Genomic DNA, 22,827 nt, shown 5'->3' with positions numbered 1-22,827 from the left:
CCGCGACCGCGCTGCCCCGGAGGAGACGGGAAACATGTCTGCCTGCGTCCCCACTCGTCATGACCATTCGCCCCGCAGTTCGCGCCCTCCCCGTTCCTCGGGAGTGAAGCGACCTCACAGCCCGCCACCGCCGCACCGCGGTGGACGATTCCGCATCTCGGGCGCCGACCTGTCCGCGTCGATCACTGTCTTCCTTCTCGCCGTCCCCATGTCGCTCGGCCTGGCCGTCGCCATGGACGCCCCGCTGGAGGCCGGCCTCATCTCCGCCGCGGTCGGCGGCATCGTCGCCGGACTTCTCGGCGGCACACCCCTCCAGGTCTCCGGCCCGTCCGCCGGACTGACCGTGGTGACAGCCGAGTTGATCCAGATCTACGGCTGGCGCACCACCTGCGCGATCACCATCGGCGCCGGTCTGCTGCAGATCGTGCTGGGCTCGCTGCGGACCGCGCGCAGCGCCCTCGCCGTCAGCCCCGCCATCGTGCACGGCACCCTTGCCGGCATCGGTGTGGCGATCGCGCTCGCGCAGCTGCACATCGTGCTCGGCGGTTCCCCGGAGAGCTCGGCCGTCTCCAACGCCCTGCATCTGCCCGCCCAATTGGAGCGGGTGGGGCCGGCCGCACCACTGATCGGCGGACTCACCGTCGCGATCCTGGTGCTGTGGCCGCGCCTTCCCGGACGGGCTGGGCGGATCATGCGCCGGGTCCCGGCCGCCCTGGCCTCCGTGGTCATGGCGACCGCGGTGGCCGCGGTCGCGGCACCCTCGATCGCCCGGGTCGATCTGCCGTCCTGGCGCTCGCACGCCCTGCCCGAAATGCCTCAGGGGCCCGTGCTCGGCCTGGCCACAGCGGTGTTCACGATGATGCTGGTGGCCAGCCTGGAATCCATGCTCGCCGCCGTCGCCGTGGACAAGCTGGCTGCCGACCGGACGCGCGAGCAGTCGACCAGACTCGCCGCAAGGTCAGCCTCGCCTGCCACATCTCTCACGTCCGCTGACAGCGAGTCCCCCGAGAGCGCCGCCGACAGCCCCGGCGCCGCCTCCCCCCAGACCACACTCCCGGTCAAGCGCTCCGACCTCGACCGGGAACTACGCGCACAAGGCATCGCCAACACCGTCTCCGGCCTTCTCGGCGGACTGGCGGTCTCGGGCGGCGCGGTGCGCAGCTCGGCGAACGTACGGGCCGGAGCGACCGGACGCGCCTCCACGGTGCTGCACGGCGTCTGGGTCCTGGTCGCCACCGGTCTGCTGGTCACCGCACTGGAGTGGATCCCGCTGGCCGCCCTGGGCGCGCTCGTGATGGTGGTCGGCATCCAGATGGTGAACTTCGCTCACATCCGGAACGTCCACAGGCACCGGGAGTTCCTGGTGTACGGCGCGACGATCACGGGCGTGCTGCTCTTCGGCGTGCTCAAGGGCGTGGCGATCGGGATCGCCGTGGCGGTGGCCGTCGCCCTGCACCGGCTGGCCCGGACCCGGATCACCGTGTCCGAGCAGAACGGCCGGCATCTGGTGGCCGTACGGGGCCAGTTGACCTTCCTGGCTGTCCCCCGTCTCAGCAGAGCGCTGGGTCAGTTGCCTCACGATGCCGACGTGATCGTCGAGTTGGACGGCTTCTTCATGGATCACGCGGCGTACGAGATGATCCAGGACTGGAGCAACGCCCATGCCGCCCACGGCGGCCGGGTCGACTTCACCGGCCGGTTCGGAGGCCGCATCGCCGAGCCCGCATCCGCGGCACACTCCTGCTGCCGGCCCTGGACTCCCTGGCGCAACCACCACTGCCACGACCAGGCCCCCGGCATCGGCACCAACACCGGCACAACGGAACAGCCGGCACCAACACCGGCACCGGATCAGGACGGCGGCACGCCCCGGGCCGCCCACACCTCCGGCACGCCCGCCTCCGAAGCCTCCGACCATGCAGGCCAGTCCGAGCCCGAGTCCGAGCCCCAGTCCCATCCGGGGCAAGGGCCAGAAACCGACCCGGCTCGCACACCGGACCACGGACCGAGCCTCGGGCTGAACCACGGGCCGTCCCGCGAACCGGACCAAGAATCCGGCCAAGGACGGGACCGCGGACCATCCCACGGACAGGACGCCCCACCAGCGCCCAACGCCGAGCACGAGCCCAGTGAGCAGGAGCCCGGGAAGCACGAGCCCGGGAAGCAACACCAGCCCGAGAAGGCAGACGCCTTCACGCCCGACCACTCGGCGGCGGCCCGGCCGCGCACGGCCGGCGATCACCGTCTGGTCAGTGGCCTCAGCTCGTTCCAGCGCAACACGGCACCGCTGGTCCGTGAGGAGCTGGCGAGACTCGCCCGGGAGGGGCAGAGCCCCTCGCAGCTGTTCATCACCTGCGCGGATTCACGCCTTGTGACGAGCATGATCACGGCAAGTGGCCCGGGCGATCTGTTCACCGTGCGCAACATCGGCAACCTGGTGCCGCCGCCCTCGTCCGAGGCCGGTGACCACTCGGTCGGTGCGGCCATCGAGTACGCGGTGGACGTGCTGGGAGTCGAGTCCATCACCGTCTGCGGACACTCCGGCTGCGGCGCGATGAACGCGCTGCTGGGCGCCAGGCCGGACAGCACGGAAAGCTCGCTCTGGCGCTGGCTCCGGCACGGGTTCCCCAGCCTGGAGAGGATGGCCTCGCGGGACCGTGCATGGGCCCGGATCTCCGGTCGGCTGCCCGCCGATGCGCTGGAGCAGCTGTGCCTCACCAACGTGGTCCAGCAACTCGACCATCTGCGGGCCCATCCATCCGTGGCACGCCGCCTCGCGGAAGGAACCCTCCAGCTCCACGGGATGTACTTCCATGTGGCCGAGGCGCAGTCGTATCTGCTGACCGACGGGGCGGGTACGGGCAATGAGCCCGACGCGGTGTTCGACCCGATCAGCGCGTCCGCATCTGCCTCCCCGGGCGATCCGGCCAATCCGTCTGACCCATCTGATCCAGCTGCCCCATCCGATCCGGCCCATCCATCCGGTCCGGCCCATCCGACCGATCCAGCCGATTCGCCCGATCCGACCGCGTTGGCCGGGGTCGCCGAGCTGGCACGTACAGGTTCCTGAACCACATCACCCTTGGGTCCGTGAGACCTTGTGGTCCCGCTTCCGCGTCACCGCACAGCCACGACGTGCACCATCCGCACCATCGCATCACCCCGCCGCGGAAGCGGGATCGTGCCCCCATACACGAAAGCACAGGTCTAAACCAATTCCCGGCAGACACTTGTCACCCGGCCTTTGGCCTGATGAGCTATGCCCCGGGACACAACGGACACCCTGGGAATGGGAGATGTCGTGAGCAACGAAAGCTTGGCCAATCTGCTTCGTGAGGAGCGGCGGTTCGCACCGCCTGCCGATCTGGCCGCGAACGCCAATGTCACTGCGGAGGCGTACGAGCAGGCCGAGGCGGACCGGCTGGGCTTCTGGGCCGAGCAGGCCCGCCGCCTGACCTGGGCCACCGAGCCGACCGAGACGCTCGACTGGAGCAACCCGCCCTTCGCGAAGTGGTTCGCGGACGGCAAACTCAACGTCGCGTACAACTGCGTGGACCGCCACGTCGAGGCGGGCAACGGCGACCGGGTCGCCATCCACTTCGAGGGCGAGCCCGGCGACAACCGTGCCATCACCTACGCCGAGCTGAAGGACGAGGTCTCCCGCGCGGCGAACGCGCTGACCGAGCTCGGTGTCGGCAAGGGCGACCGGGTCGCCGTCTACCTGCCGATGATCCCCGAGGCCGCCGTCGCGATGCTGGCCTGCGCCCGCATCGGTGCCGCGCACTCGGTGGTCTTCGGCGGCTTCTCCGCCGACGCCATCGCCGCCCGCATCCAGGACGCGGACGCGAAGGTCGTCATCACCTCCGACGGCGGCTACCGCCGCGGCAAGCCCTCCGCGCTCAAGCCGGCCGTCGACGACGCCGTCTCGCGTATCGAGAGCGTCGAGCACGTCCTGGTCGTGCGCCGCACCGGTCAGGACACCGCGTGGACCGAGGGACGCGACGTCTGGTGGCACGAGATCACCGCACGCCAGTCGACCGAGCACACCCCCGAAGCCTTCGAGGCCGAGCAGCCGCTGTTCATCCTCTACACCTCGGGCACCACCGGGAAGCCCAAGGGCATCCTGCACACCTCCGGCGGCTACCTCACCCAGGCGGCCTACACCCACCACGCGGTCTTCGACCTCAAGCCGGAAACCGACGTCTACTGGTGCACCGCCGACATCGGCTGGGTCACCGGTCACTCCTACATCGTCTACGGACCGCTGGCCAACGGCGCGACGCAGGTCATGTACGAGGGCACCCCCGACACCCCGCACCAGGGGCGTTTCTGGGAGATCGTCCAGAAGTACGGCGTGAGCATTCTCTACACCGCGCCGACCGCGATCCGCACGTTCATGAAGTGGGGTGACGACATCCCCGCCAAGTTCGACCTGAGCAGCCTGAGGGTCCTGGGCTCGGTCGGTGAGCCGATCAACCCCGAGGCGTGGATGTGGTACCGCAAGCACATCGGTGCCGACAAGTGCCCCATCGTCGACACCTGGTGGCAGACCGAGACCGGCGCGATGATGATCTCGCCGCTCCCCGGCGTCACCGAGACCAAGCCCGGCAGCGCCCAGCGCGCCCTGCCCGGCATCAGTGCCACCGTCGTCGACGACGAAGCCCGTGAGGTCCCCGACGGCGGAGGCGGCTACCTCGTCCTCACCGAGCCGTGGCCCTCCATGCTCCGCACCATCTGGGGCGACGACCAGCGCTTCCTCGACACCTACTGGTCGCGCTTCGAGGGCAAGTACTTCGCGGGCGACGGCGCCAAGAAGGACGAGGACGGCGACATCTGGCTCCTGGGCCGCGTCGACGACGTCATGCTCGTGTCCGGGCACAACATCTCGACCACCGAGGTCGAGTCCGCCCTCGTGTCGCACCCGGCCGTCGCCGAAGCCGCCGTGGTCGGCGCCGCCGACGAGACGACCGGCCAGGCCATCGTCGCCTTCGTCATCCTGCGCGGCACCGCCACCGCATCCGACGACCTCGTCGCCGAACTCCGCAACCACGTCGGCACCACCCTCGGCCCCATCGCCAAGCCCAAGCGGATCATGCCGGTCGCGGAACTCCCCAAGACCCGCTCCGGCAAGATCATGCGACGCCTCCTGCGCGACGTCGCCGAGAACCGGGCCCTGGGAGACGTCACCACACTGACCGACTCCTCGGTCATGGACCTCATCCAGACCCAGCTGCCGTCGGCCTCCTCCGAGGACTGAGAACCGGCAAGCGGCACACACCCCGAAGGGCATCCGGCGACGCGCCGGATGCCCTTCGGGCATTTAGGGTGAAGATCACCGGTCACAGCCCCGCACACCCCGGGTACAGTGGCAGCTGATCAATAAAACGATAAGAAATCTCCACAGGGTGTGCCGGGAAGTCTGGTCGGCAAGTGCATCAGCCATGCCATCGCTGCCGTACCGACCCGGAGGTCTCACCCCGTGGCCACGCCCACCCCCGCACCCCCCTCCCCCCGTCGCACCTTCCTGGGCCGGCTGTCGCTCCCCGAGCGGAACTACCTCGCAGAAGCCCTGCGTACGGAGACCGTCGGCGGAGTCATCCTGCTGGCCGCCGCCGTCGCCGCGCTGGTCTGGGCGAACACCTTCGCGTCGAGCTACTCGACGGTCAGCCACTTCCACTTCGGACCGGAGGCACTCGGCCTCCATCTCTCCGTGGCGCACTGGGCGGCCGACGGACTGCTCGCGGTCTTCTTCTTCGTGGCGGGTGTCGAGCTCAAGCGGGAACTCGTCGCGGGTGAACTGCGCGACCCCAAGGCGGCCGCCCTGCCGGTCGTCGCAGCGCTGTGCGGCATGGCCGTGCCGGCCGTCGTCTACACCCTGGGGAACGTGATCGGCGGCGGTTCCATGGACGGCTGGGCCGTCCCCACGGCCACCGACATCGCCTTCGCGCTCGCCGTCCTCGCCGTCCTCGGCACCTCGCTGCCGTCCGCGCTCCGCGCCTTCCTGCTGACCCTCGCCGTCGTCGACGACCTCTTCGCGATCCTGATCATCGCGGTGTTCTTCACCGAGAACATCGACTTCGTCGCACTCATCGGCGCCTTCGTCGGCCTGGGCGTCTTCTATCTGCTGCTGCGCCTCAACGTGCGCGGCTGGTACGTCTACGTACCGCTCGCCCTGGTCATCTGGGGGCTGATGTACAACAGCGGCATCCACGCCACCATCGCCGGTGTCGCCATGGGCCTGATGCTGCGCTGCACGCGACGCACCGGCGAGGACCACTCCCCCGGCGAACGCATCGAGCACCTGGTCCGCCCGCTCTCGGCCGGCTTCGCGGTGCCCGTGTTCGCGCTGTTCTCCGCCGGGGTCTCCCTCTCCGGCGGCGCGCTGGCCGGCGTCTTCAACCGGCCCGAAACGCTCGGCGTCGTTCTGGGACTTGTCGTCGGCAAGACGCTGGGCATCTTCGGCGGTACGTGGCTGGCCACCCGGTTCACCAAGGCGGAGCTGAACAAGGAACTGGCCTGGGCCGATGTCCTCGCCGTCGCCGCCCTGGCCGGCATCGGCTTCACCGTCTCGCTGCTGATCGGGGAGCTCGCCTTCGCCGGAGACGACGACATGATCAACGAGGTCAAGGCGTCGGTTCTCATCGGCTCGCTCATTGCGGCCGTAGTCTCCGGTGTACTGCTCAAACTGCGGGTACGCAGATACCGGGCGCTGTTCGACGCCGAGGAGCTCGACGAGGACGCGTCCGGGGTACCGGACATCTACGAACAGGACGATCCGGAGTACCACCTGCGGATGGCCGCGCTGTACGAGAGGAAGGCGGCCGAGCACCGCCGCCTTGCCCAACTGGCGGGGGCAGCGAGCAGCAAGCCGGACAGTCCGGCATGATCTGACATCGGATGTGTTGAACAGGAGAGGGAGTCAGGGATGAGCGACCCCGGCAATTACGCGGGCAGCGCCGACCGCAGTCTCGGCCAGCTGGTCGCCTCGGCGACGGCCGAAATGTCGGCGCTGGTGCACGACGAGATTGCCCTGGCCAAGGCCGAGGTGCGACAGGACGTCAAGCGCGGCGTCATCGGCAGCGCGGCGTTCCTCGTCACGGGCGTGCTGATTCTGTTCGCCATCCCGGTGCTGAGCTTCGCGGCCGCGTACGGAATCCACAACCTGGGACTCGGCCTCGCCTGGTCGTTCCTGATCGTGGGCGGTGCGTTCATCCTTCTGGGGATCCTGCTCGCGCTGTTCGGCTACGCCAAGTTCAAGAAGGTCAAGCCGCCGGAGAAGTCCATCGCCTCGGCCAAGCAGACCGCCGCCGTCCTGCAGGGGGTCAAGCCCCACCCGCGGGCGAGTGTCGGCGCCGACGCGATCCTGCCGGCGGGCGGCAGCACACTTGCGGACAAGGCCATCGAGAACCGTCCGGTCCAGGACAAGGCGTCGGTTGTGGCACGCTCATCCACATGACGGTCCCCGATTCCAGCGCACTCGGCCCGGTGGGCCCGGACGACCGGGCGGATCACGAGAAGCCGGCCGGCCCCGCCGAGCCCGCCCCCGCACCGGTCCCCGGCGGTCCGGCGGGCCCCGCGGCCGCGTCCGGCGGGCCTGTCCGCCTCGACGGCCCCTGGACCCACCGGGACGTCGCGGCCAACGGCGCCCGCTTCCACATCGCCGAGATGGGTGAAGGGCCACTGGTCCTCCTCCTGCACGGCTTCCCGCAGTTCTGGTGGACCTGGCGCCACCAGCTCCCCGCGCTCGCCGAGGCGGGCTTCCGGGCCGTGGCGATGGACCTGCGCGGCGTGGGCGGCAGCGACCGCACCCCGCGCGGTTACGACCCCGCCAACCTGGCGCTGGACATCACCGGCGTGATCCGCTCGCTCGGCGAACCGGACGCCGCCCTGGTCGGCCACGACATGGGCGGCTATCTGGCCTGGACCGCGGCGGTGATGCGCCCGAAGCTGGTGCGCCGGCTGGTGGTCTCCTCGATGCCGCATCCGCGGCGGTGGCGCTCGTCGATGCTCTCCGACTTCGCCCAGTCCCGCGCGGGCTCGTACATCTGGGGCTTCCAGAGGCCCTGGGTGCCGGAGCGTCAGCTCGTGGCGGACGACGCCGCGTTGGTCGGCCGGCTGATCCGCGACTGGGCGGGGCCGGGCACGGCGGACTTCCCCGACGACGCGGCTCTGGACGTCTACCGACGCGCCATGTCCATCCCGTCGACGGCGCACTGCTCGGTCGAGCCGTATCGCTGGATGGTGCGCTCGCTGGCCCGCCCGGACGGCATCCAGTTCAACCGGCGCATGAAGCGGCCGGTGCGGGTGCCGACGCTGCATCTGCACGGTTCACTCGATCCGGCCGTCCGTACCCGGAGCTCGGCGGGGTCCGGCGAGTACGTCGAGGCACCGTACCGCTGGCGACTTTTCGACGGTCTGGGGCACTTCCCCCACGAGGAGGATCCGGCCGGGTTCTCGGCCGAACTCATCAGCTGGCTCAAGGATTCCGAGCCCGACCGTTAGCCGATGGGCACACACGTCCTACGAACAGCCACTTGCCTGGCGCATAGGCCAATTGGCTGGCGGATGGGCGATTACCGACCATGAGGCACGGGCAGACGTCCGGGTATGGGCTGGACGCACGACTTCGGTGACGCAGCACGCAATCGTCGCTCGACCGCCACGGCGGTTCCGGGCACTCATGAGGGGGGCGGCCTCCAGGGCCGGGTGCACGCTATGCATGTTCTGCATGATCCCCGGCTCGGCATTCCGCGCATCCTCCGCCGCAGGGCCCGCTGGGTCTCGGCGCGGCTGCGTCATCCGCGCGGATGACGCAGGGGTTCCCCGGAGGTCCGCGCAGGCTGCCGAGGGCTCCCCGGGCCCGCCCGGCCCCTAGAGCGCGCACCCCTGGCTGTCGACCTGCTGGTTGGCCGTACGGCCCTGCGTGATGTCCTGCCGGATCTCGTCGGCGGTGAGCGCGTAGCCGGTGTCGGGGTCGTCGAGCGACTTGGCGAAGACGACTCCGTACACCTTGCCCTCGGGGGTCAGCAGCGGTCCGCCGGAGTTCCCCTGACGGACCGTCGTGTAGAGGGAGTACACATCGCGGCGGACGGTGCCCCGGTGGTAGATGTCGGGGCCGTTCGCGTCGATCCGGGCGCGGACCCGCGCGGAGCGCACGTCGTACGAGCCGTTCTCCGGGAAGCCCGCGACGATCGCGCTGTTCCCGGTGGCGGCGTCGTGGTCGGTGTCGGTGAACTGCAGCGGCTTCGCGTCGAGGTCCGGTACGTCGAGTACGGCGATGTCGCGCTGCCAGTCGTAGAGGACGACCTTCGCGTCGTACAGCCGTCCCTGGCCGCCGATCTGCACGGTCGGCTCGTCGACCCCGCCGACGACGTGGGCGTTGGTCATCACCCGGCGGTCGGAGAAGACGAAGCCGGTGCCTTCGAGGACCTTGCCGCAACTCGGGGCCGTACCGACGACCTTGACGATGGACTCCTTGGCCCGGGCCGCGACGGGGCTGCCCGCGAGGGCCGGGTCGGGGGCCCTGACCTCGGTGATCGGCTCGTTGGCGAACGGGCTGAAGACCTGCGGGAAACCGTTCTGCGCCAGGACCGAGGAGAAGTCCGTGAACCAGGTGGAGGCCTGGGGCGGCATAACTCGGGAGATGCCGAGCAGGACCGAGGAGTTCCGGACCTCCTTGCCCAGCGTCGGCAGCGACGTACCCGCAAGGGCGGAGCCGATGAGCCAGGCCACCAGCAGCATCGCGACGACGTTCACCAGGGCACCGCCGGTCGCGTCGAGGGCGCGCGCGGGCGACCACGTGATGTACCGGCGGAGCTTGTTGCCCAGGTGGGTGGTGAAGGCCTGGCCCACCGAGGCGCACACGATCACGATGACGACCGCGACGATGGCGGCGGTCGAGGAGACCTCCGAGCCGTCCGTCAGCTGGTCCCACAGAACCGGCAGCAGATAGACGGCGACGAGTCCGCCGCCCAGGAACCCGATCACCGACAGAATGCCGACGACGAACCCCTGGCGGTACCCGATGACCGCGAACCACACGGCGCCGGCCAGCAGCAGGATGTCCAGCACGTTCACCGTCAATAGCCTCGCAGATTCGTCACCGGGCCCGTACGTCTCCCCGTGGCCGGGAGGGCCCGGAGCAGCGGAGCACGGGAGTCAGCCTGTCATGAGCGCCAGTCGAGCGGCACCTGCTTGGCCCTGTCCCAGGGGCGCTCCCAGCCCGCGAAGTGCAGAATCCGGTCGATCACCCCGGCCGTGAACCCCCATACGAGTGCGGATTCGACCAGAAATGCCGGGCCCCGGTGGCCGCTGGGATGGACGGTCGTCACCCGGTTGGCCGGATCCGTGAGATCCGCCACGGGGACCGTGAAGACCCGGGCGGTCTCGCCGGGATCCACGACGCCGACCGGGCTGGGCGAGCGCCACCAGCCGAGGACGGGCGTCACCACGAAGCTGCTCACCGGGATGTAGAGGCGGGGCAGCACACCGAAGAGCTGCACTCCGTGCGGATCGAGGCCGGTCTCCTCCTCGGCCTCGCGCAGCGCGGCCCGGAGCGGTCCCGTCGTCGCCTGGTCGCCGTCCTCGGGATCCAGGGAGCCGCCGGGGAACGAGGGCTGCCCCGGGTGGGAACGCAGGCTTCCGGCGCGCTCCATCAGGAGCAGCTCGGGCCCGCGCGCGCCCTCGCCGAACAGGATGAGCACGGCGGACTGCCGGCCGGCACCGCTCTCGGGCGGCAGGAATCTGCTGAGCTGCTGCGGCTCGATGGTCCGCGCCGCCCGGGCGACGGGGTCCAGCCAGCCGGGCAGGCCCTCGGTCGTGACGGCGATCGCGGCCTCGCGTCCGGCCGCCGCACCGGCCTGGGCCGATGCGGCGGTGATGGCCGCTTCCGTGCTGTGTTCATGCGTCTTCATAGGCACCCCTCGTCTCTCAACGCCTGTCCCCGCGGTTTTCGTTCCGGAGCGCCTCGCCTGATCGGTCAGCCGGCGCCCAGGGCGGGGGCGGGTATGCCCGGGTAGTCCGGCGGCGGGCTCAGCCGCTGGCCCGGCTGGCCGCCCATCTCGTACTTCAGGAGCTTCCGGGCCTTCTCGGGATCGGTCTCGCCCTCGCCGTACGAAGGACAGAGCGGGGCGATCGGGCAGGCGCCGCAGGCGGGCTTGCGGGCGTGGCAGATGCGGCGGCCGTGGAAGACGACCCGGTGCGAGAGCATCGTCCACTCGCTCTTGGGGAAGATCTCCGCGATCTCCGCCTCGACCTTCTCCGGGTCCTCCTGCTCGGTCCACTTCCAGCGGCGGACGAGCCGGCCGAAGTGGGTGTCGACCGTGATGCCGGGAACGCCGAAGGCGTTGCCGAGGACGACGTTGGCGGTCTTGCGGCCGACCCCCGGCAGCGTCACGAGATCCGCGAGGCGCCCGGGCACCTCGCCGCCGAAATTGTCCCGGAGGGCCGTGGAGAGGCCCATCAGCGACTTCGTCTTGGCCCGGAAGAAGCCGGTCGGCCGAATGATCTCTTCCATTTCCTCCGGCACGGCGGCGGCCATGTCCTCGGGGGTGGGGTAGGCGGCGAAGAGCGCGGGGGTGGTCTGGTTGACCCTCAGGTCGGTGGTCTGGGCGGAGAGGACCGTGGCGACGAGGAGCTCGAAGGGGTTCCTGAAGTCCAGCTCGGGATGGGCGTACGGATAGACCTCGGCGAGTTCGCGGTTGATCCGGCGGGCCCTGCGGACCATGGCCAGGTGCGATTCCGGCTTGGCCTTCCCGGCCGCTTTCGGCGCCGGGGCCGCCTTCGACCGCCCGCCTCCGGACTTGGCGGACGTGGACGGCTTGGCGGGCTTGGCCTTCCCCGTCGCCTCGGTCTTCGCTGCCGCCTTGGCCTTCCCCGTCGCCTCGGTCTTCGCTGCCGCCTTGGCCTTCCCTGACGCCGTGGACGTCTTTGCCGCCTCGGCCTTCCCTGACGCCGTCGACGCCTCCGCCGCCTTGGACTTCGCCCGCGTGGCCGAGTCCGTGCCGCCCGCTCGCCCCGCCGGGCGTTTTGTCGTCTTTTTCAGACCCTCTGCACCCTGTTCGCCCACAGCGGAATTACGGCCTTCCGACACCCCATCAGCCCCTTTGGCCTGCACTCTCACCGGCGATCTGGACACCCGGCCAGCCTAGAGCCCAGCACTGACATCCGCCCCGGTCACCGGTGATCCGCCCCCAATCGGCCCCCTGCCGTACGCTCCGGCACGCGCGTGCGTCAAACTGGTTTGTGATTGATCGCACTGTTTTACCGTCCGGCATGATGGGGACCACGGTTCCCTGAACAGGCCGACAAGGAGAGAACTCGTGGACGACGTTCTGCGGCGCGCCCCGCTTTTCGCGGCGCTCGATGACGAGCAGGCCGCGGAGCTCCGCGCCTCGATGAGTGAGGTGACCCTCGCGCGCGGAGACGCGCTGTTCCACGAGGGTGACCCGGGCGACCGCCTCTATGTGGTCACCGAGGGCAAGGTGAAGCTCCACCGCACCTCCCCCGACGGGCGCGAGAACATGCTGGCGGTCCTCGGCCCCGGCGAGCTGATCGGTGAGCTGTCGCTCTTCGACCCGGGCCCGCGCACCGCCACCGCCACCGCGCTGACCGAGGTCAAGCTCCTCGGCCTCGGCCACGGCGACCTTCAGCCCTGGCTGAACGTCCGCCCCGAGGTGGCCACGGCCCTGCTGCGCGCCGTCGCCCGGCGCCTGCGCAAGACCAACGACCAGATGTCCGACCTGGTCTTCTCCGACGTGCCGGGCCGCGTCGCCCGCGCCCTCCTCGACCTGTCGCGCCGCTTCGGCGTCCAGTCGGAGGAAGGTATCCACGTCGTGCACGACCTGACGCAGGAGGAGCTCGCCCAGCTGGTCGGCGCCTCCCGCGAGACGGTCAACAAGGCCCTCGCCGACTTCGCCGGCCGCGGCTGGCTGCGGCTGGAGGCCCGCGCGGTGATCCTGCTGGACGTGGAGCGGCTGGCCAAGCGGTCCCGCTGACCGTCGCCGTACGCAACGTCCGAGGGGCCCCGCCGACACCGGCGGGGCCCCTCGCGCATACCGTCCCGGCACGGCCGCCCGTCAGATCAGCCCGTGCTCCCGCAGATAGTCCAGCTGCGCCCGCACCGACAGCTCGGCCGCCGGCCACAGGGACCGGTCCACGTCCGCGTACACATGCGCCACCACCTGCGACGACGTCAGGTAGCCGGACTCCACGGCCGTCTCCACCTGCGCCAGCCGGTTCGCCCGGTGCGCCAGGTAGAACTCGACCGCGCCCTGCGCGTCGTCCAGCACCGGGCCGTGTCCCGGCAGCACCGTCTGCACCCCGTCGTCGACCGTCATCGAGCGCAGCCGCCGCAGCGAGTCGAGGTAGTCCCCCAGCCGCCCGTCGGGGTGGGCCACCAGCGTCGTACCGCGCCCGAGGATCGTGTCCCCCGTCAGCACCGCGCGGTCGGCGGGCAGATGGAAGGAGAGCGAGTCCGCGGTGTGGCCAGGGGTCGGCACCACGTACATCTCCAGGCCGCCGGTCGTGATCACGTCACCCGTGCCCAGGCCCTCGTCGCCGAGGCGCAGCTCCGGGTCCAGGGCCCGCACCTTCGTCCGGGTCAGCTCGGCGAACCGGCCCGCGCCCTCCGCGTGGTCGGGATGCCCGTGGGTGAGGAGCGTGAGCGCGATCCGGCGCCCCGCCCGCTCGGCGGTGTCGATGACGGCCCGCAGATGGGTCTCGTCGAGCGGCCCCGGGTCGATGACCACCGCGAGGTCCGAGTCCGGTTCGGCGACGATCCAGGTGTTGGTGCCGTCCAGGGTCATCGCCGACGCGTTGGGTGCGAGGACGTTGAATGTACGGGCCGTGGCCGCCCCGGAGATCACGCCGCCGCGCGGCTGGCCCGGCAGCAGTGCCGCGTCGCTCATGCCGCACCGCCCCCGGCGCCGCCCGCGGGGATGTGTTTGGTGAACTCCTCGTGCCCCGGCCAGCTCAGCACCAGCTCGTCGCCCTCCAGACGGGCCTGTGCGAGCACGGGGGTGAGGTCCTGGCCCGACGCCGCCTCCAGCGCCTGCGCGGCGGAGGCGTACGGCCTGAGCGTGCGCAGCGTGGAGACCGTCGGCGGCATCATCAGCAGCTCACCGCGGTCGTAACCGTCGGCCGCCTCGCCCGGAGCGATCCACACCGTGCGGTCGGCCTCCGTCGAGGCGTTGCGGGTGCGCTGGCCGGCCGGGAGCGCGGCGACGAAGAACCAGGTGTCGTAGCGGCGCGGTTCGAACTCCGGAGTGATCCAGCGCGCCCACGCGCCGAGCAGGTCGGAGCGCAGCACCAGCCCGCGGCGGTCGAGGAAATCGGCGAACGACAGCTCCCGCGCGACCAGTGCCTCCCGCTCGGCCTCCCAGTCCGCGCCGGTGGTATCCGTGACGACCGTGCCGGCGGTCGGGCCCGCGAGCAGGACGCCCGCCTCCTCGTACGTCTCGCGGACCGCCGCGCAGACGATCGCCTGCGCCTCGGCCGGCGTACCGACACCGAGCCGCCGCGCCCAGACCTCCACCGCGGGTCCGGCCCAGCGGACGAGCCGGTCGTCGTCCCGCGGGTCGACCCCGCCACCCGGATAGGCGTACGCACCTCCGGCAAAGGCCATCGAGGTGCGCCGGCGCAGCATGTGGACCGTGGGTCCGCCCCCGGTACCCGCGGCGGCGTCCCGGAGCAGCATCACGGTGGCGGCCCGCCGGGGGGCCGCGGCCGTCAGTTCGCCGGTGGCGAGGGCCCGGATCCGGTCGGGCCATTCCGGTGGGTACCACTGACCATTGGACATGGCCGGAGGCTATCCGGAACAGCGAGGATGTTCGAGGGGGACGGGGATCCGTACATGCCCCGTACACAGAGCCTGCCGTGCGCGGGAGTCCTCTGCGACGCGAGCGCCGTGCACCGCTCCGTCGGCACGGAGCCGGCCCTGCGCGGGAGTCCCGCACCCAGTCCCGTACGCAGCTGATCCCGCCCGGTCGTCACGACCGGGCGGGATCAGAACGGCGCGGCCGGTGTCGGACACCGGCTGCGGTACGGCTTCGGTACGGGGTTCGGCTCAGGCTCCGGTCAGCTCGACCTGGACCTCGACCTCGACGGGCGCGTCCAGCGGCAGCACGGCGACACCGACGGCGCTGCGGGCGTGGACGCCCTTGTCGCCGAGGACCGCGCCGAGCAGCTCGCTCGCCCCGTTGATCACGGCGGGCTGACCGGTGAAGTCGGTGGCCGAGGCGACGAAGCCGACGACCTTCACGACGCGCGCGATCCGGTCCAGGTCGCCCGCGACCGACTTCACGGCGGCCAGCGCGTTGAGCGCGCAGGTCTTCGCCAGCTCCTTGGCCTCGTCGGGCGTGACCTCCGCGCCGACCTTGCCGGTGACGGCGAGCTTGCCGTCCACCATCGGCAGCTGGCCCGAGGTGTACACGTACACCCCGGACTGCACGGCCGGCTGGTACGAGGCCAGCGGCGGCACGACGTCGGGCAGGGCCAGTCCGAGCTCGGCGAGCTTCGCCTCGACGGCGCCCGCCACTACTGCTTCGCCCGCTTCAGGTAGGCCACGAGCTGCTCGGGGTTGTTCGGGCCGGGAACGACCTGGACCAGCTCCCAGCCGTCCTCGCCCCAGGTGTCCAGAATCTGCTTGGTCGCGTGCACGAGAAGGGGCACGGTCGCGTATTCCCACTTGGTCATGGCCCGACTGTAATGCCTGCGCAATCCCTTGCACGCGCAGCCTCGTGCGTAGCCTGCGGTGCGACTGGTTAGGCTCGAATACGTGAGCAGGTTCCAGGTCGTCAGCGGCAAGGGCGGTACCGGTAAGACCACGGTCGCCGCCGCCCTCGCGCTCGCCCTCGCGACCGAGGGCAGGCGCACCCTCCTCGTCGAGGTCGAGGGCAGACAGGGCATCGCCCAGCTCTTCGAGGCGGAGTCCCTCCCCTACGAGGAGCGCAAGATCGCCGTAGCGCCGGGCGGCGGCGAGGTGTACGCACTGGCGATCGACGCCGAGCGCGCCCTCCTCGACTACCTCCAGATGTTCTACAAACTCGGCAGCGCGGGCCGGGCGCTCAAGAAACTCGGCGCGATCGACTTCGCCACCACCATCGCGCCCGGCGTCCGGGACGTCCTGCTCACGGGCAAGGCGTGCGAGGCGGTGCGCCGCAAGGACAAGCGGAACCGGTTCGTCTATGACTACGTGATCATGGACGCCCCGCCGACCGGCCGCATCACCCGCTTCCTCAACGTGAACGACGAGGTGGCGGGCCTGGCCCGGATCGGCCCGATACACAATCAGGCGCAGGCCGTGATGCGGGTGCTGAAGTCCCCCGAGACCGCGGTGCACCTGGTGACCCTGCTGGAGGAGATGCCGGTCCAGGAGACCGCCGACGGCATCGCGGAGCTGCGGGCCGCCGAGCTGCCGGTGGGCCGGGTGATCGTGAACATGGTGCGCCCGCACCTGCTGGACGAGGACGCGTTGCGCACCGCCGCGGGCGGCCGGCGCAAGGAGATCGCCAAGACCCTCACCCGGGCCGGTGTGACCGGCTCCGCCGGGCTCGTACGCCCCCTGGTCGAGCAGGCGGCCGAGCACGCCCAGCGGGTGGAGCTGGAGCGTGAGCAGCGCGCCGTGCTGGCGGGTCTGGGACTCGCGGGGTACGAACTCCCGTTGATCGGTGAGGGCGTGGATCCGGCCGGGCTGTACGAGCTGGCGGTCGAGCTCCGCAAGCAGGGTGTGGGCGAAGGGGCGGCGGAAGCGGAACAAGGGGTGGGTTCATGACAGCGGACGCGGACACCGGCACGGAAACGGATACGGGCGCGGACACCGAGGATGCGGCCGCGGGCACGGCCGCCTCTCCCGCCCTGGACACCGACGCCCTCCTCGACGACCCGGACATCCGGATCGTCGTGTGCTGCGGCTCGGGCGGCGTGGGCAAGACGACGACCGCGGCGGCCCTCGGCGTACGCGCGGCGGAACGCGGCCGCAAGGTCGTCGTCCTCACCATCGACCCGGCCCGCAGGCTCGCCCAGTCCATGGGCATCGACTCCCTGGACAACATCCCGCGCCGGGTGGAGGGCGTCGGGACGCCGGGCTCCGGCGAGCTGCACGCCATGATGCTCGACATGAAGCGGACCTTCGACGAGATCGTCGAGGCGCACGCGGACGGCGAGCGGGCCCGCGCGATCCTGGAGAACCCCTTCTACCAGTCCCTGTCGGCCGGTTTCGCGGGCACGCAGGAGTACATGGCGATGGAGAAGCTCGGCCAGCTGCGGGCGCGCGACACCTGGGACCTGATCGTCGTCGACACCCCGCCGTCGCGGTCCGCGCTGGACTTCCTGGACGCGCCGAAGCGGCTGGGCTCGTTCCTGGACGGGAAGTTCATCAAGCTGCTGATGGCTCCGGCGAAGATGGGCGGCCGGGCCGGAATGAAGTTCCTCAACGTGGGCATGTCGATGATGACCGGGACGCTGGGCAAACTGCTCGGCGGCCAGTTCCTGCGTGATGTGCAGACCTTCGTCGCCGCGATGGACACCATGTTCGGCGGGTTCCGCACCCGCGCCGACGCCACGTACAAGCTCCTCCAGGCACCCGGCACGGCGTTCCTCGTCGTCGCGACGCCCGAGCGGGACGCGCTCCGCGAGGCGGCGTACTTCGTGGAGCGGCTGGCCGCGGAGGACATGCCGCTGGCGGGTCTGGTCCTCAACCGGGTGCACGGCAGTGACGCCGCCCGGCTCTCCGCGGAGCGCGCGCTGGCCGCCGCGGAAAATCTTGAGGCCGACGGCATTGTGGATCAGGGGGCCGGGAAGGCTGGACTTCGTGAGCCCGCCGACTCCCCCGCGGCCGGTTCCGCACCGACCACGGACACCCCTGGAGCCGCCACCCCCGAACAGCCCGAGCACGCCTCGGAGCACGAGCCCGCCGGCGCCCGCGCCGGAGAGGCCCCCGCAGTCGAGGGCGACACGCCTGCGGACGCCGTGACCGTCGAACAGCTGACGGCAGGTCTGTTGCGTCTGCATGCCGAACGGATGCAGGTGGTCGCGCGCGAACAGCGCACACGCGACCGCTTCACCGCGCTGCATCCCGAGGTGGCCGTGACCGCGGTGGCCGCGCTCCCCGGAGATGTCCATGACCTCGCAGGGCTGCGGGCCATCGGGGACCGGCTCGCGACCGGTTCCGCCTCGGCCGGAGCTGCGTAGTCCCCTCGTCCGTCCTGCCGCCCGGGGCTACCCCACGGCGGCGAACGTCTCGTGCAGTTCGTCGTCCTCCAGCCCGATCGCCACGGGCAGGATGCCCGTGGACCGCTCGTACTCGCTGCGTGCGGTCTCCAGCAGCCGGCGCCAGGACGTGACGGTCGGGCGCCTGCGCAGCAGTGCGCGGCGCTCCCGCTCGGTCATTCCGCCCCACACGCCGAATTCGACGCGATTGTCCAGCGCATCGGCCAGGCACTCGGTCCGCACCGGACATCCGGTGCACACCGCCTTGGCCCTGTTCTGCGCTGCCCCTTGTACGAACAGTTCATCCGGATCGGTAGTGCGGCAGGCTGCCTGCGCACTCCAGTCGGTTACCCAGCCCATCCCGGCGCCGTCCTCTCCCGAATCGAGGCTCCCCCACGGCGGAAGCGGCATATTCACCGCTGCCAGTTGAGGACGTTACGGAAGGTGGCGACAGCACAACACCCCCTTCGGGCCCAATCTTGAATGGCCCGAACGGACTATGCGTATGCGGCAGATCACCCAGGGGAGTGAGGTGAGGACATGCGCGACTATCCCGGAAGAATCGGGACAGTTCACCTGAGTCACAACGGACTTTCGATGACACAAGAGGCGAATTCGGGAGCGCCTGAACTCGTGGCCGGGTCGTGCACAGGGTCATGCAGGGGGGTTGATACGAAACCGGACTGCTGTGACAGTTGAGAGCAGCTTAGGCCAAGGCATATACGTGTGTCCGGCGAATGAGAACGTAGGCTGCCCCCATGCCAAAGAAGCGCTCGGGCGGGGGTCTCACGACGACCCAGCAGGCCGCCAAGTTCCTCGGTGTCGCCGCACTCTCCGGAGTGGTCCTGGCGGGCATCGCGCTGCCGGCCGCCGGAGCACTGGGTCTCGCCGCCAAGGGAACGGTCGACGGATTCGACGAGATCCCGGCCAATCTGAAGACTCCGCCGCTCAGCCAGCGCACCACGATCCTGGACAACCAGGGCGGCCAGATCGCCACGGTCTACTCACGGGACCGCACCGTGGTGCCGCTGACGAAGATCTCCCCGTACATGCAGAAGGCGATCATCGCCATCGAGGACGCCCGCTTCTACGAGCACGGCGCGGTCGACCTCAAGGGCATCCTGCGCGCGATGAACCGCAACGTACAAGCGGGCGGGACCGCGCAGGGCGCGTCGACCCTCACCCAGCAGTACGTGAAGAACGTCTTCGTCGAGGAGGCCGGCGACGACCCGGCCAAGGTCGCCGAGGCCACCCAGCAGACGCTGGGCCGCAAGGTCCAGGAGCTGAAGTACGCGATCCAGGTCGAGGAAGAACTCGGCAAGAAGAAGATCCTGGAGAACTACCTCAACATCACCTTCTTCGGGCAGCAGGCGTACGGGGTCGAGGCGGCCTCCCAGCGCTACTTCTCCAAGTCGGCGAAGGACCTGAAGCTGGAGGAGGCGGCGCTGCTGGCCGGCATCGTGCAGTCGCCCAGCCGCTACGACCCCGTCAACGACACGGAGGAGGCGACCAAGCGTCGCAACACCGTGATCCAGCGGATGGCCGATGTCGGGGACATCTCGCAGGAGGAGGCCACCAAGGCCCAGGAGACCCCGATCAAGCTGAAGGTGAAGCGGCCGAAGAACGGCTGCATCACCGCGGTGAGCGGGTCCGGCTTCTTCTGCGACTACGTACGCCAGATCGTCACGAGCGACCCGGCCTTCGGCAAGACCGCGAAGGACCGCGCCAAGCTCTGGGCGACCGGCGGCCTGACCATCAAGACGACCCTGGACCCGCGGTCCCAGGCCGCCTCCAACGAGGCCGCGACCTCCCGGGTCAACGAGACCGACAAGGTCGCCGCGTCGGTCGTCCAGGTACAGCCCGGCACCGGCCAGATCCTGGCGATGGCCCAGTCCCGCCCGTACGGACTGGACCAGTCCAAGCACCAGACCGTGCTGAACCTCTCCGTCGACAACAAGATGGGCGGCAGCTACGCCGGCTTCCAGGTCGGGTCGACCTTCAAGCCGATCACCGCCGCCGCCGCACTGGAGAAGGGCATCAGCCCGGCGCAGAGCTTCACCACGCCTTCCTCGATCACCCTCCCCGCCGACGCCTTCCACACCTGCGACGGCCAGGCCGCGGACACCATCCCGTGGGACGTGGAGAACGAGACGGAGTCGGAGAAGGGCACCTTCGACATGACCAGCGCGCTGGGCAAGTCGATCAACACCTACTTCGCCAAGCTGGAGGAGAAGGCCGGCCTCTGCGAGACGCTCACCATGGCGAAGAAGGTCGGCTACGACCGCGGCGACAACAAGCCGCTGCTGCAGAACCCCGCCACCACCCTCGGCGGCCAGGAGTCGACACCGCTGGCCATGGCCTCGGTGTACGCCACCTTCGCCAACCGCGGGAAGTACTGCTCCCCGGTCGCGATCCTGTCGGTGACCAAGCCGGACGGCGGCAAGATCGACGTACCGAAGTCGACGTGCCGGGACGCCATGAGCGAGCACACGGCCGACACCATCAACCAGATGCTCAAGGGCGTCGTCGAGGACGGCACCGGTACGGCGGCCGGCCTCAGCGACCGTGACAACGCGGGCAAGACCGGTACGACCGACGAGCGCAAGAACGCCTGGTTCGTCGGCTACACCCCGAACCTGTCCACGGCGGTGTGGGTCGGCAGCGACGGCTCCCACCAGGTCCCGATGAGCAACATCACCATCGGCGGCCAGTACTACGAGGACGTCTGCGGTGGCTGTCTGCCGGGCCCGATCTGGCGCACGGCGATGACGGGCTCCCTGAACGCCTCGGAGACTCCGGCCTTCACCCCGGTCGACGTACCGCGGGCGAAGCCCAAGGAGGACAAGGACAAGGACAAGAAGGGCCGCGACAAGAACAAGCCGGGCGAGGGCGACGACAAGCCCGGCGACGACAGCCCCTTCCCCGGCATCAGCATTCCGCCGAACCTGATCGGCGGAAACGACGGCGACGGCCGCGGTCAGCAGGACGGCGGGACGAACGGCCCCTGAGCCGCTTCCTCCGCACGGCACGCATGAAGGTGGGGCGCCCCTCGTACGAGGTGCGCCCCACCTTCATGTCCGCCTGCTGTACGCCTGTCCGCCCGCTGTACGCGCGGCCTCAGCCGGCGAGGAGCTTCTTCACCGCGGCGGCCACCCGGCCGCCCTCGGCGCGCCCCGCGACCTTCGGGTTCACGATCTTCATGACGGCGCCCATCGCCCGCGGCCCCTCGGCCCCGGCGGCCTTCGCCTCGTCGACGGCGGACGCCACGATCGCGGTCAGCTCGTCGTCACTCAGTTGCTGCGGGAGGTAGGCGTCGAGCAGCTCGCCCTCCCGCTTCTCCCGCTCGGCCTGCTCGGTCCGGCCGCCCTTGGCGAAGGCCTCCGCCGCCTCGCGGCGCTTCTTGGCCTCCTTGGCGATCACCTTCTGCACCTCGTCGTCGGAGAGTTCGCGGGCCGTCTTGCCGCCGACCTCCTCCTTGGTGATCGCGGTGAGGGTCAGCCGGAGCGTGGACGAGGTCAGCTCGTCGCGCGCCTTCATGGCCGTGGTGAGGTCTTCCTTGAGCTTGGACTTGAGCGTGGTCATGGGGTGATTGTGGCAGGTGCGGGGTACCCGCCGCCCGCCGGTTTTCCTGCGGGCACGCCCTGTCTGCGACGATGGGCGCATGCGCGCACGCTACGGAGTACCCCTGAAAATCACGGCGGTCACCGCCGCGGCCGGCGCCGCCGGTCTCGCCTACGCGGCCGGATTCGAGGCCCGCTCGTTCCGCCTGCGACGGATCACCGTCCCGGTACTCCCGCACGGAGCCCGCCCGTTGCGCGTTCTGCAGGTTTCCGACGTGCACATGGTCTGCGGCCAGCGCAAGAAGCGCGCCTGGCTGCAGTCCCTGGCCGGACTGCGCCCGGACTTCGTCGTGAACACCGGCGACAACCTCTCGGACCCGGAGGCCGTACCGGAGCTGCTCGACGCGCTCGGCCCGCTGATGGAGTTCCCGGGCGTCTACGTCTTCGGCTCCAACGACTACTACGGCCCCAAGCTCCGCAACCCCGTCCGCTACCTCTTCGAGAAGGCCGCGGGCAAGCACGGGCTCAACGGGAACGCCCCGGCGGTCGGCGTCATCCACAACCCGTGGCAGCCGATGCGGGACGCCTTCGACGACGCGGGCTGGCTGAACCTGTCCAACATGCGCGGCCGCCTCAAGATCGACGGCCTGGAGCTGGCCTTCACCGGCCTCGACGACCCGCACATCAAGCGCGACCGCTACGCCGAGGTCGCGGGCGGCCCCGAGACGGGCGCCGACCTCTCCATCGGCGTGGTCCACGCCCCCTACCTGCGCTCCCTCGACGCCTTCACCGCGGACGGCTACCCCCTGATCCTGGCCGGCCACACCCACGGCGGCCAGGTGTGCATCCCCTTCTACGGCGCCCTGGTCACCAACTGCGACCTGGACACGGACCGGGTCAAGGGCCTCTCCTCCCACACGGCCGACGGCCACCGCGCGTACCTCCACGTCTCGGCCGGCTGCGGCGCGAACCGCTACACCCCGGTCCGCTTCGCCTGCCCCCCGGAAGCGACCCTGCTGACGCTGACGGCACGGGACGCGTGACCGGGGCACCCCCCGAT

General features: G+C 70.4%; 21 protein-coding genes. 12 read left to right on the top strand and 9 right to left on the bottom strand.

Going from position 1 to position 22,827, the window contains the following annotated elements; genetic code table 11:
• Positions 1–34 precede the first annotated feature (34 nt).
• From OG521_21865 to OG521_21840, 6 genes are all read left to right on the top strand, one after another.
• Positions 35–3,070, top strand: a complete 3,036-nt coding sequence (locus OG521_21865) for a SulP family inorganic anion transporter (protein WUW23283.1) — start codon at positions 35–37, stop codon at positions 3,068–3,070.
• A gap of 189 nt (positions 3,071–3,259) precedes the next feature.
• Positions 3,260–5,257: an acetate--CoA ligase gene (gene acs, locus OG521_21860; protein WUW23282.1), complete on the top strand. Its 1,998-nt coding sequence runs from the start codon at positions 3,260–3,262 to the stop codon at positions 5,255–5,257.
• Positions 5,258–5,479: 222 nt separating this feature from the next.
• Complete coding sequence (gene nhaA / locus OG521_21855; protein WUW23281.1) at positions 5,480–6,886, top strand: Na+/H+ antiporter NhaA; 1,407 nt, start codon at positions 5,480–5,482, stop codon at positions 6,884–6,886.
• A gap of 39 nt (positions 6,887–6,925) precedes the next feature.
• A complete protein-coding gene (locus OG521_21850) occupies positions 6,926–7,456 on the top strand; it encodes a phage holin family protein (GenBank protein WUW23280.1) in 531 nt (176 codons plus the stop codon).
• Positions 7,453–8,502 carry an alpha/beta hydrolase gene (locus tag OG521_21845; protein WUW23279.1) on the top strand — a complete coding sequence of 350 codons (1,050 nt, stop codon included), beginning with the start codon at positions 7,453–7,455 and terminating at the stop codon, positions 8,500–8,502. The genes OG521_21850 and OG521_21845 overlap by 4 nt, the downstream gene beginning before the upstream one ends.
• Positions 8,503–8,607: 105 nt before the next feature.
• A complete protein-coding gene (locus tag OG521_21840; GenBank protein ID WUW23278.1) occupies positions 8,608–8,811 on the top strand; it encodes a hypothetical protein in 204 nt (67 codons plus the stop codon).
• Between the two features lie 60 nt (positions 8,812–8,871).
• Here OG521_21840 and OG521_21835 read toward each other — a convergent pair whose 3' ends face one another.
• The 3 genes from OG521_21835 to nth form a co-directional block, all read right to left on the bottom strand.
• On the bottom strand, positions 8,872–10,077 hold the full coding sequence (locus OG521_21835; protein ID WUW23277.1) for a MarP family serine protease: 1,206 nt from the start codon (positions 10,075–10,077) through the stop codon (positions 8,872–8,874).
• An 89-nt stretch (positions 10,078–10,166) separates the two neighbouring features.
• Complete coding sequence (locus OG521_21830; GenBank protein WUW23276.1) at positions 10,167–10,913, bottom strand: CoA pyrophosphatase; 747 nt, start codon at positions 10,911–10,913, stop codon at positions 10,167–10,169.
• A gap of 65 nt (positions 10,914–10,978) precedes the next feature.
• Positions 10,979–12,067, bottom strand: a complete 1,089-nt coding sequence (gene nth / locus OG521_21825; protein WUW23275.1) for an endonuclease III — start codon at positions 12,065–12,067, stop codon at positions 10,979–10,981.
• A gap of 253 nt (positions 12,068–12,320) precedes the next feature.
• On the opposite strand from nth, the gene OG521_21820 reads away from it, so the two are divergent.
• The gene (locus tag OG521_21820) at positions 12,321–12,995 is read left to right on the top strand and encodes a Crp/Fnr family transcriptional regulator (GenBank protein ID WUW23274.1); all 675 of its coding nucleotides are present in this window, start codon (positions 12,321–12,323) and stop codon (positions 12,993–12,995) included.
• An 81-nt stretch (positions 12,996–13,076) separates the two neighbouring features.
• Here OG521_21820 and OG521_21815 read toward each other — a convergent pair whose 3' ends face one another.
• Together OG521_21815 and OG521_21810 are read right to left on the bottom strand one after the other, a co-directional pair.
• Positions 13,077–13,907 (bottom strand): MBL fold metallo-hydrolase, encoded by an 831-nt coding sequence (locus OG521_21815; GenBank protein ID WUW23273.1) that lies wholly within the window; start codon positions 13,905–13,907, stop codon positions 13,077–13,079.
• Positions 13,904–14,797 carry an NUDIX hydrolase gene (locus OG521_21810; GenBank protein ID WUW23272.1) on the bottom strand — a complete coding sequence of 298 codons (894 nt, stop codon included), beginning with the start codon at positions 14,795–14,797 and terminating at the stop codon, positions 13,904–13,906. The genes OG521_21815 and OG521_21810 overlap by 4 nt, the downstream gene beginning before the upstream one ends.
• Positions 14,798–14,851: 54 nt before the next feature.
• On the opposite strand from OG521_21810, the gene OG521_21805 reads away from it, so the two are divergent.
• The gene (locus OG521_21805; GenBank protein WUW23271.1) at positions 14,852–14,974 is read left to right on the top strand and encodes a hypothetical protein; all 123 of its coding nucleotides are present in this window, start codon (positions 14,852–14,854) and stop codon (positions 14,972–14,974) included.
• 90 nt (positions 14,975–15,064) lie between these two features.
• Here OG521_21805 and OG521_21800 read toward each other — a convergent pair whose 3' ends face one another.
• Together OG521_21800 and OG521_21795 are read right to left on the bottom strand one after the other, a co-directional pair.
• Positions 15,065–15,535 (bottom strand): RidA family protein, encoded by a 471-nt coding sequence (locus OG521_21800; GenBank protein ID WUW23270.1) that lies wholly within the window; start codon positions 15,533–15,535, stop codon positions 15,065–15,067.
• A complete protein-coding gene (locus tag OG521_21795; protein WUW23269.1) occupies positions 15,535–15,693 on the bottom strand; it encodes a DUF4177 domain-containing protein in 159 nt (52 codons plus the stop codon). Before OG521_21795 ends, OG521_21800 begins: the two co-directional genes overlap by 1 nt.
• A gap of 82 nt (positions 15,694–15,775) precedes the next feature.
• Here OG521_21795 and OG521_21790 point away from each other — a divergent pair, with 82 nt between their 5' ends.
• The gene (locus OG521_21790) at positions 15,776–16,771 is read left to right on the top strand and encodes an AAA family ATPase (protein ID WUW23268.1); all 996 of its coding nucleotides are present in this window, start codon (positions 15,776–15,778) and stop codon (positions 16,769–16,771) included.
• Entirely contained in the window at positions 16,768–18,189 is a 1,422-nt protein-coding gene (locus OG521_21785) for an ArsA family ATPase (protein WUW23267.1), read from the top strand. Before OG521_21790 ends, OG521_21785 begins: the two co-directional genes overlap by 4 nt.
• A 27-nt stretch (positions 18,190–18,216) precedes the next feature.
• On the opposite strand, the gene OG521_21780 is transcribed toward OG521_21785, so the two are convergent.
• Entirely contained in the window at positions 18,217–18,567 is a 351-nt protein-coding gene (locus tag OG521_21780; GenBank protein ID WUW23266.1) for a WhiB family transcriptional regulator, read from the bottom strand.
• A gap of 398 nt (positions 18,568–18,965) precedes the next feature.
• Here OG521_21780 and OG521_21775 point away from each other — a divergent pair, with 398 nt between their 5' ends.
• A complete protein-coding gene (locus tag OG521_21775) occupies positions 18,966–21,215 on the top strand; it encodes a transglycosylase domain-containing protein (protein ID WUW23265.1) in 2,250 nt (749 codons plus the stop codon).
• Between the two features lie 109 nt (positions 21,216–21,324).
• On the opposite strand, the gene OG521_21770 is transcribed toward OG521_21775, so the two are convergent.
• Positions 21,325–21,789, bottom strand: coding sequence for a GatB/YqeY domain-containing protein (locus OG521_21770; protein WUW23264.1), 465 nt, complete (start codon positions 21,787–21,789; stop codon positions 21,325–21,327).
• A gap of 79 nt (positions 21,790–21,868) precedes the next feature.
• Between OG521_21770 and OG521_21765 the strand changes: the two genes are divergently transcribed.
• Complete coding sequence (locus OG521_21765; protein ID WUW23263.1) at positions 21,869–22,810, top strand: metallophosphoesterase; 942 nt, start codon at positions 21,869–21,871, stop codon at positions 22,808–22,810.
• The last annotated feature ends 17 nt before the right edge of the window (positions 22,811–22,827 follow it).

The sequence above is a fragment of the Streptomyces sp. NBC_01463 genome, from assembly GCA_036227345.1.
Lineage (GTDB): Bacteria > Actinomycetota > Actinomycetes > Streptomycetales > Streptomycetaceae > Streptomyces.
Note: the sequence above shows the minus strand (reverse complement) of the source record. Positions and strands in the feature narration are given on the sequence as shown.

Excerpts from the sequence above, each read along its gene's own strand:
- OG521_21770 (WUW23264.1), bottom strand. The coding sequence starts at position 21,789 with ATGACCACGCTCAAGTCCAAGCTCAAGGAAGACCTCACCACGGCCATG.
- OG521_21805 (WUW23271.1), top strand. The coding sequence starts at position 14,852 with ATGCCCCGTACACAGAGCCTGCCGTGCGCGGGAGTCCTCTGCGACGCG.
- OG521_21775 (WUW23265.1), top strand. The coding sequence starts at position 18,966 with ATGCCAAAGAAGCGCTCGGGCGGGGGTCTCACGACGACCCAGCAGGCC.
- OG521_21795 (WUW23269.1), bottom strand. The coding sequence starts at position 15,693 with ATGACCAAGTGGGAATACGCGACCGTGCCCCTTCTCGTGCACGCGACC.
- OG521_21765 (WUW23263.1), top strand. The coding sequence starts at position 21,869 with ATGCGCGCACGCTACGGAGTACCCCTGAAAATCACGGCGGTCACCGCC.
- OG521_21840 (WUW23278.1), top strand. The coding sequence starts at position 8,608 with ATGGGCTGGACGCACGACTTCGGTGACGCAGCACGCAATCGTCGCTCG.
- acs (WUW23282.1), top strand. The coding sequence starts at position 3,260 with ATGCCCCGGGACACAACGGACACCCTGGGAATGGGAGATGTCGTGAGC.
- OG521_21785 (WUW23267.1), top strand. The coding sequence starts at position 16,768 with ATGACAGCGGACGCGGACACCGGCACGGAAACGGATACGGGCGCGGAC.
- OG521_21845 (WUW23279.1), top strand. The coding sequence starts at position 7,453 with ATGACGGTCCCCGATTCCAGCGCACTCGGCCCGGTGGGCCCGGACGAC.
- OG521_21865 (WUW23283.1), top strand. The coding sequence starts at position 35 with ATGTCTGCCTGCGTCCCCACTCGTCATGACCATTCGCCCCGCAGTTCG.
- OG521_21830 (WUW23276.1), bottom strand. The coding sequence starts at position 10,913 with ATGAAGACGCATGAACACAGCACGGAAGCGGCCATCACCGCCGCATCG.
- OG521_21815 (WUW23273.1), bottom strand. The coding sequence starts at position 13,907 with ATGAGCGACGCGGCACTGCTGCCGGGCCAGCCGCGCGGCGGCGTGATC.
- OG521_21850 (WUW23280.1), top strand. The coding sequence starts at position 6,926 with ATGAGCGACCCCGGCAATTACGCGGGCAGCGCCGACCGCAGTCTCGGC.
- OG521_21810 (WUW23272.1), bottom strand. The coding sequence starts at position 14,797 with ATGTCCAATGGTCAGTGGTACCCACCGGAATGGCCCGACCGGATCCGG.
- OG521_21780 (WUW23266.1), bottom strand. The coding sequence starts at position 18,567 with ATGGGCTGGGTAACCGACTGGAGTGCGCAGGCAGCCTGCCGCACTACC.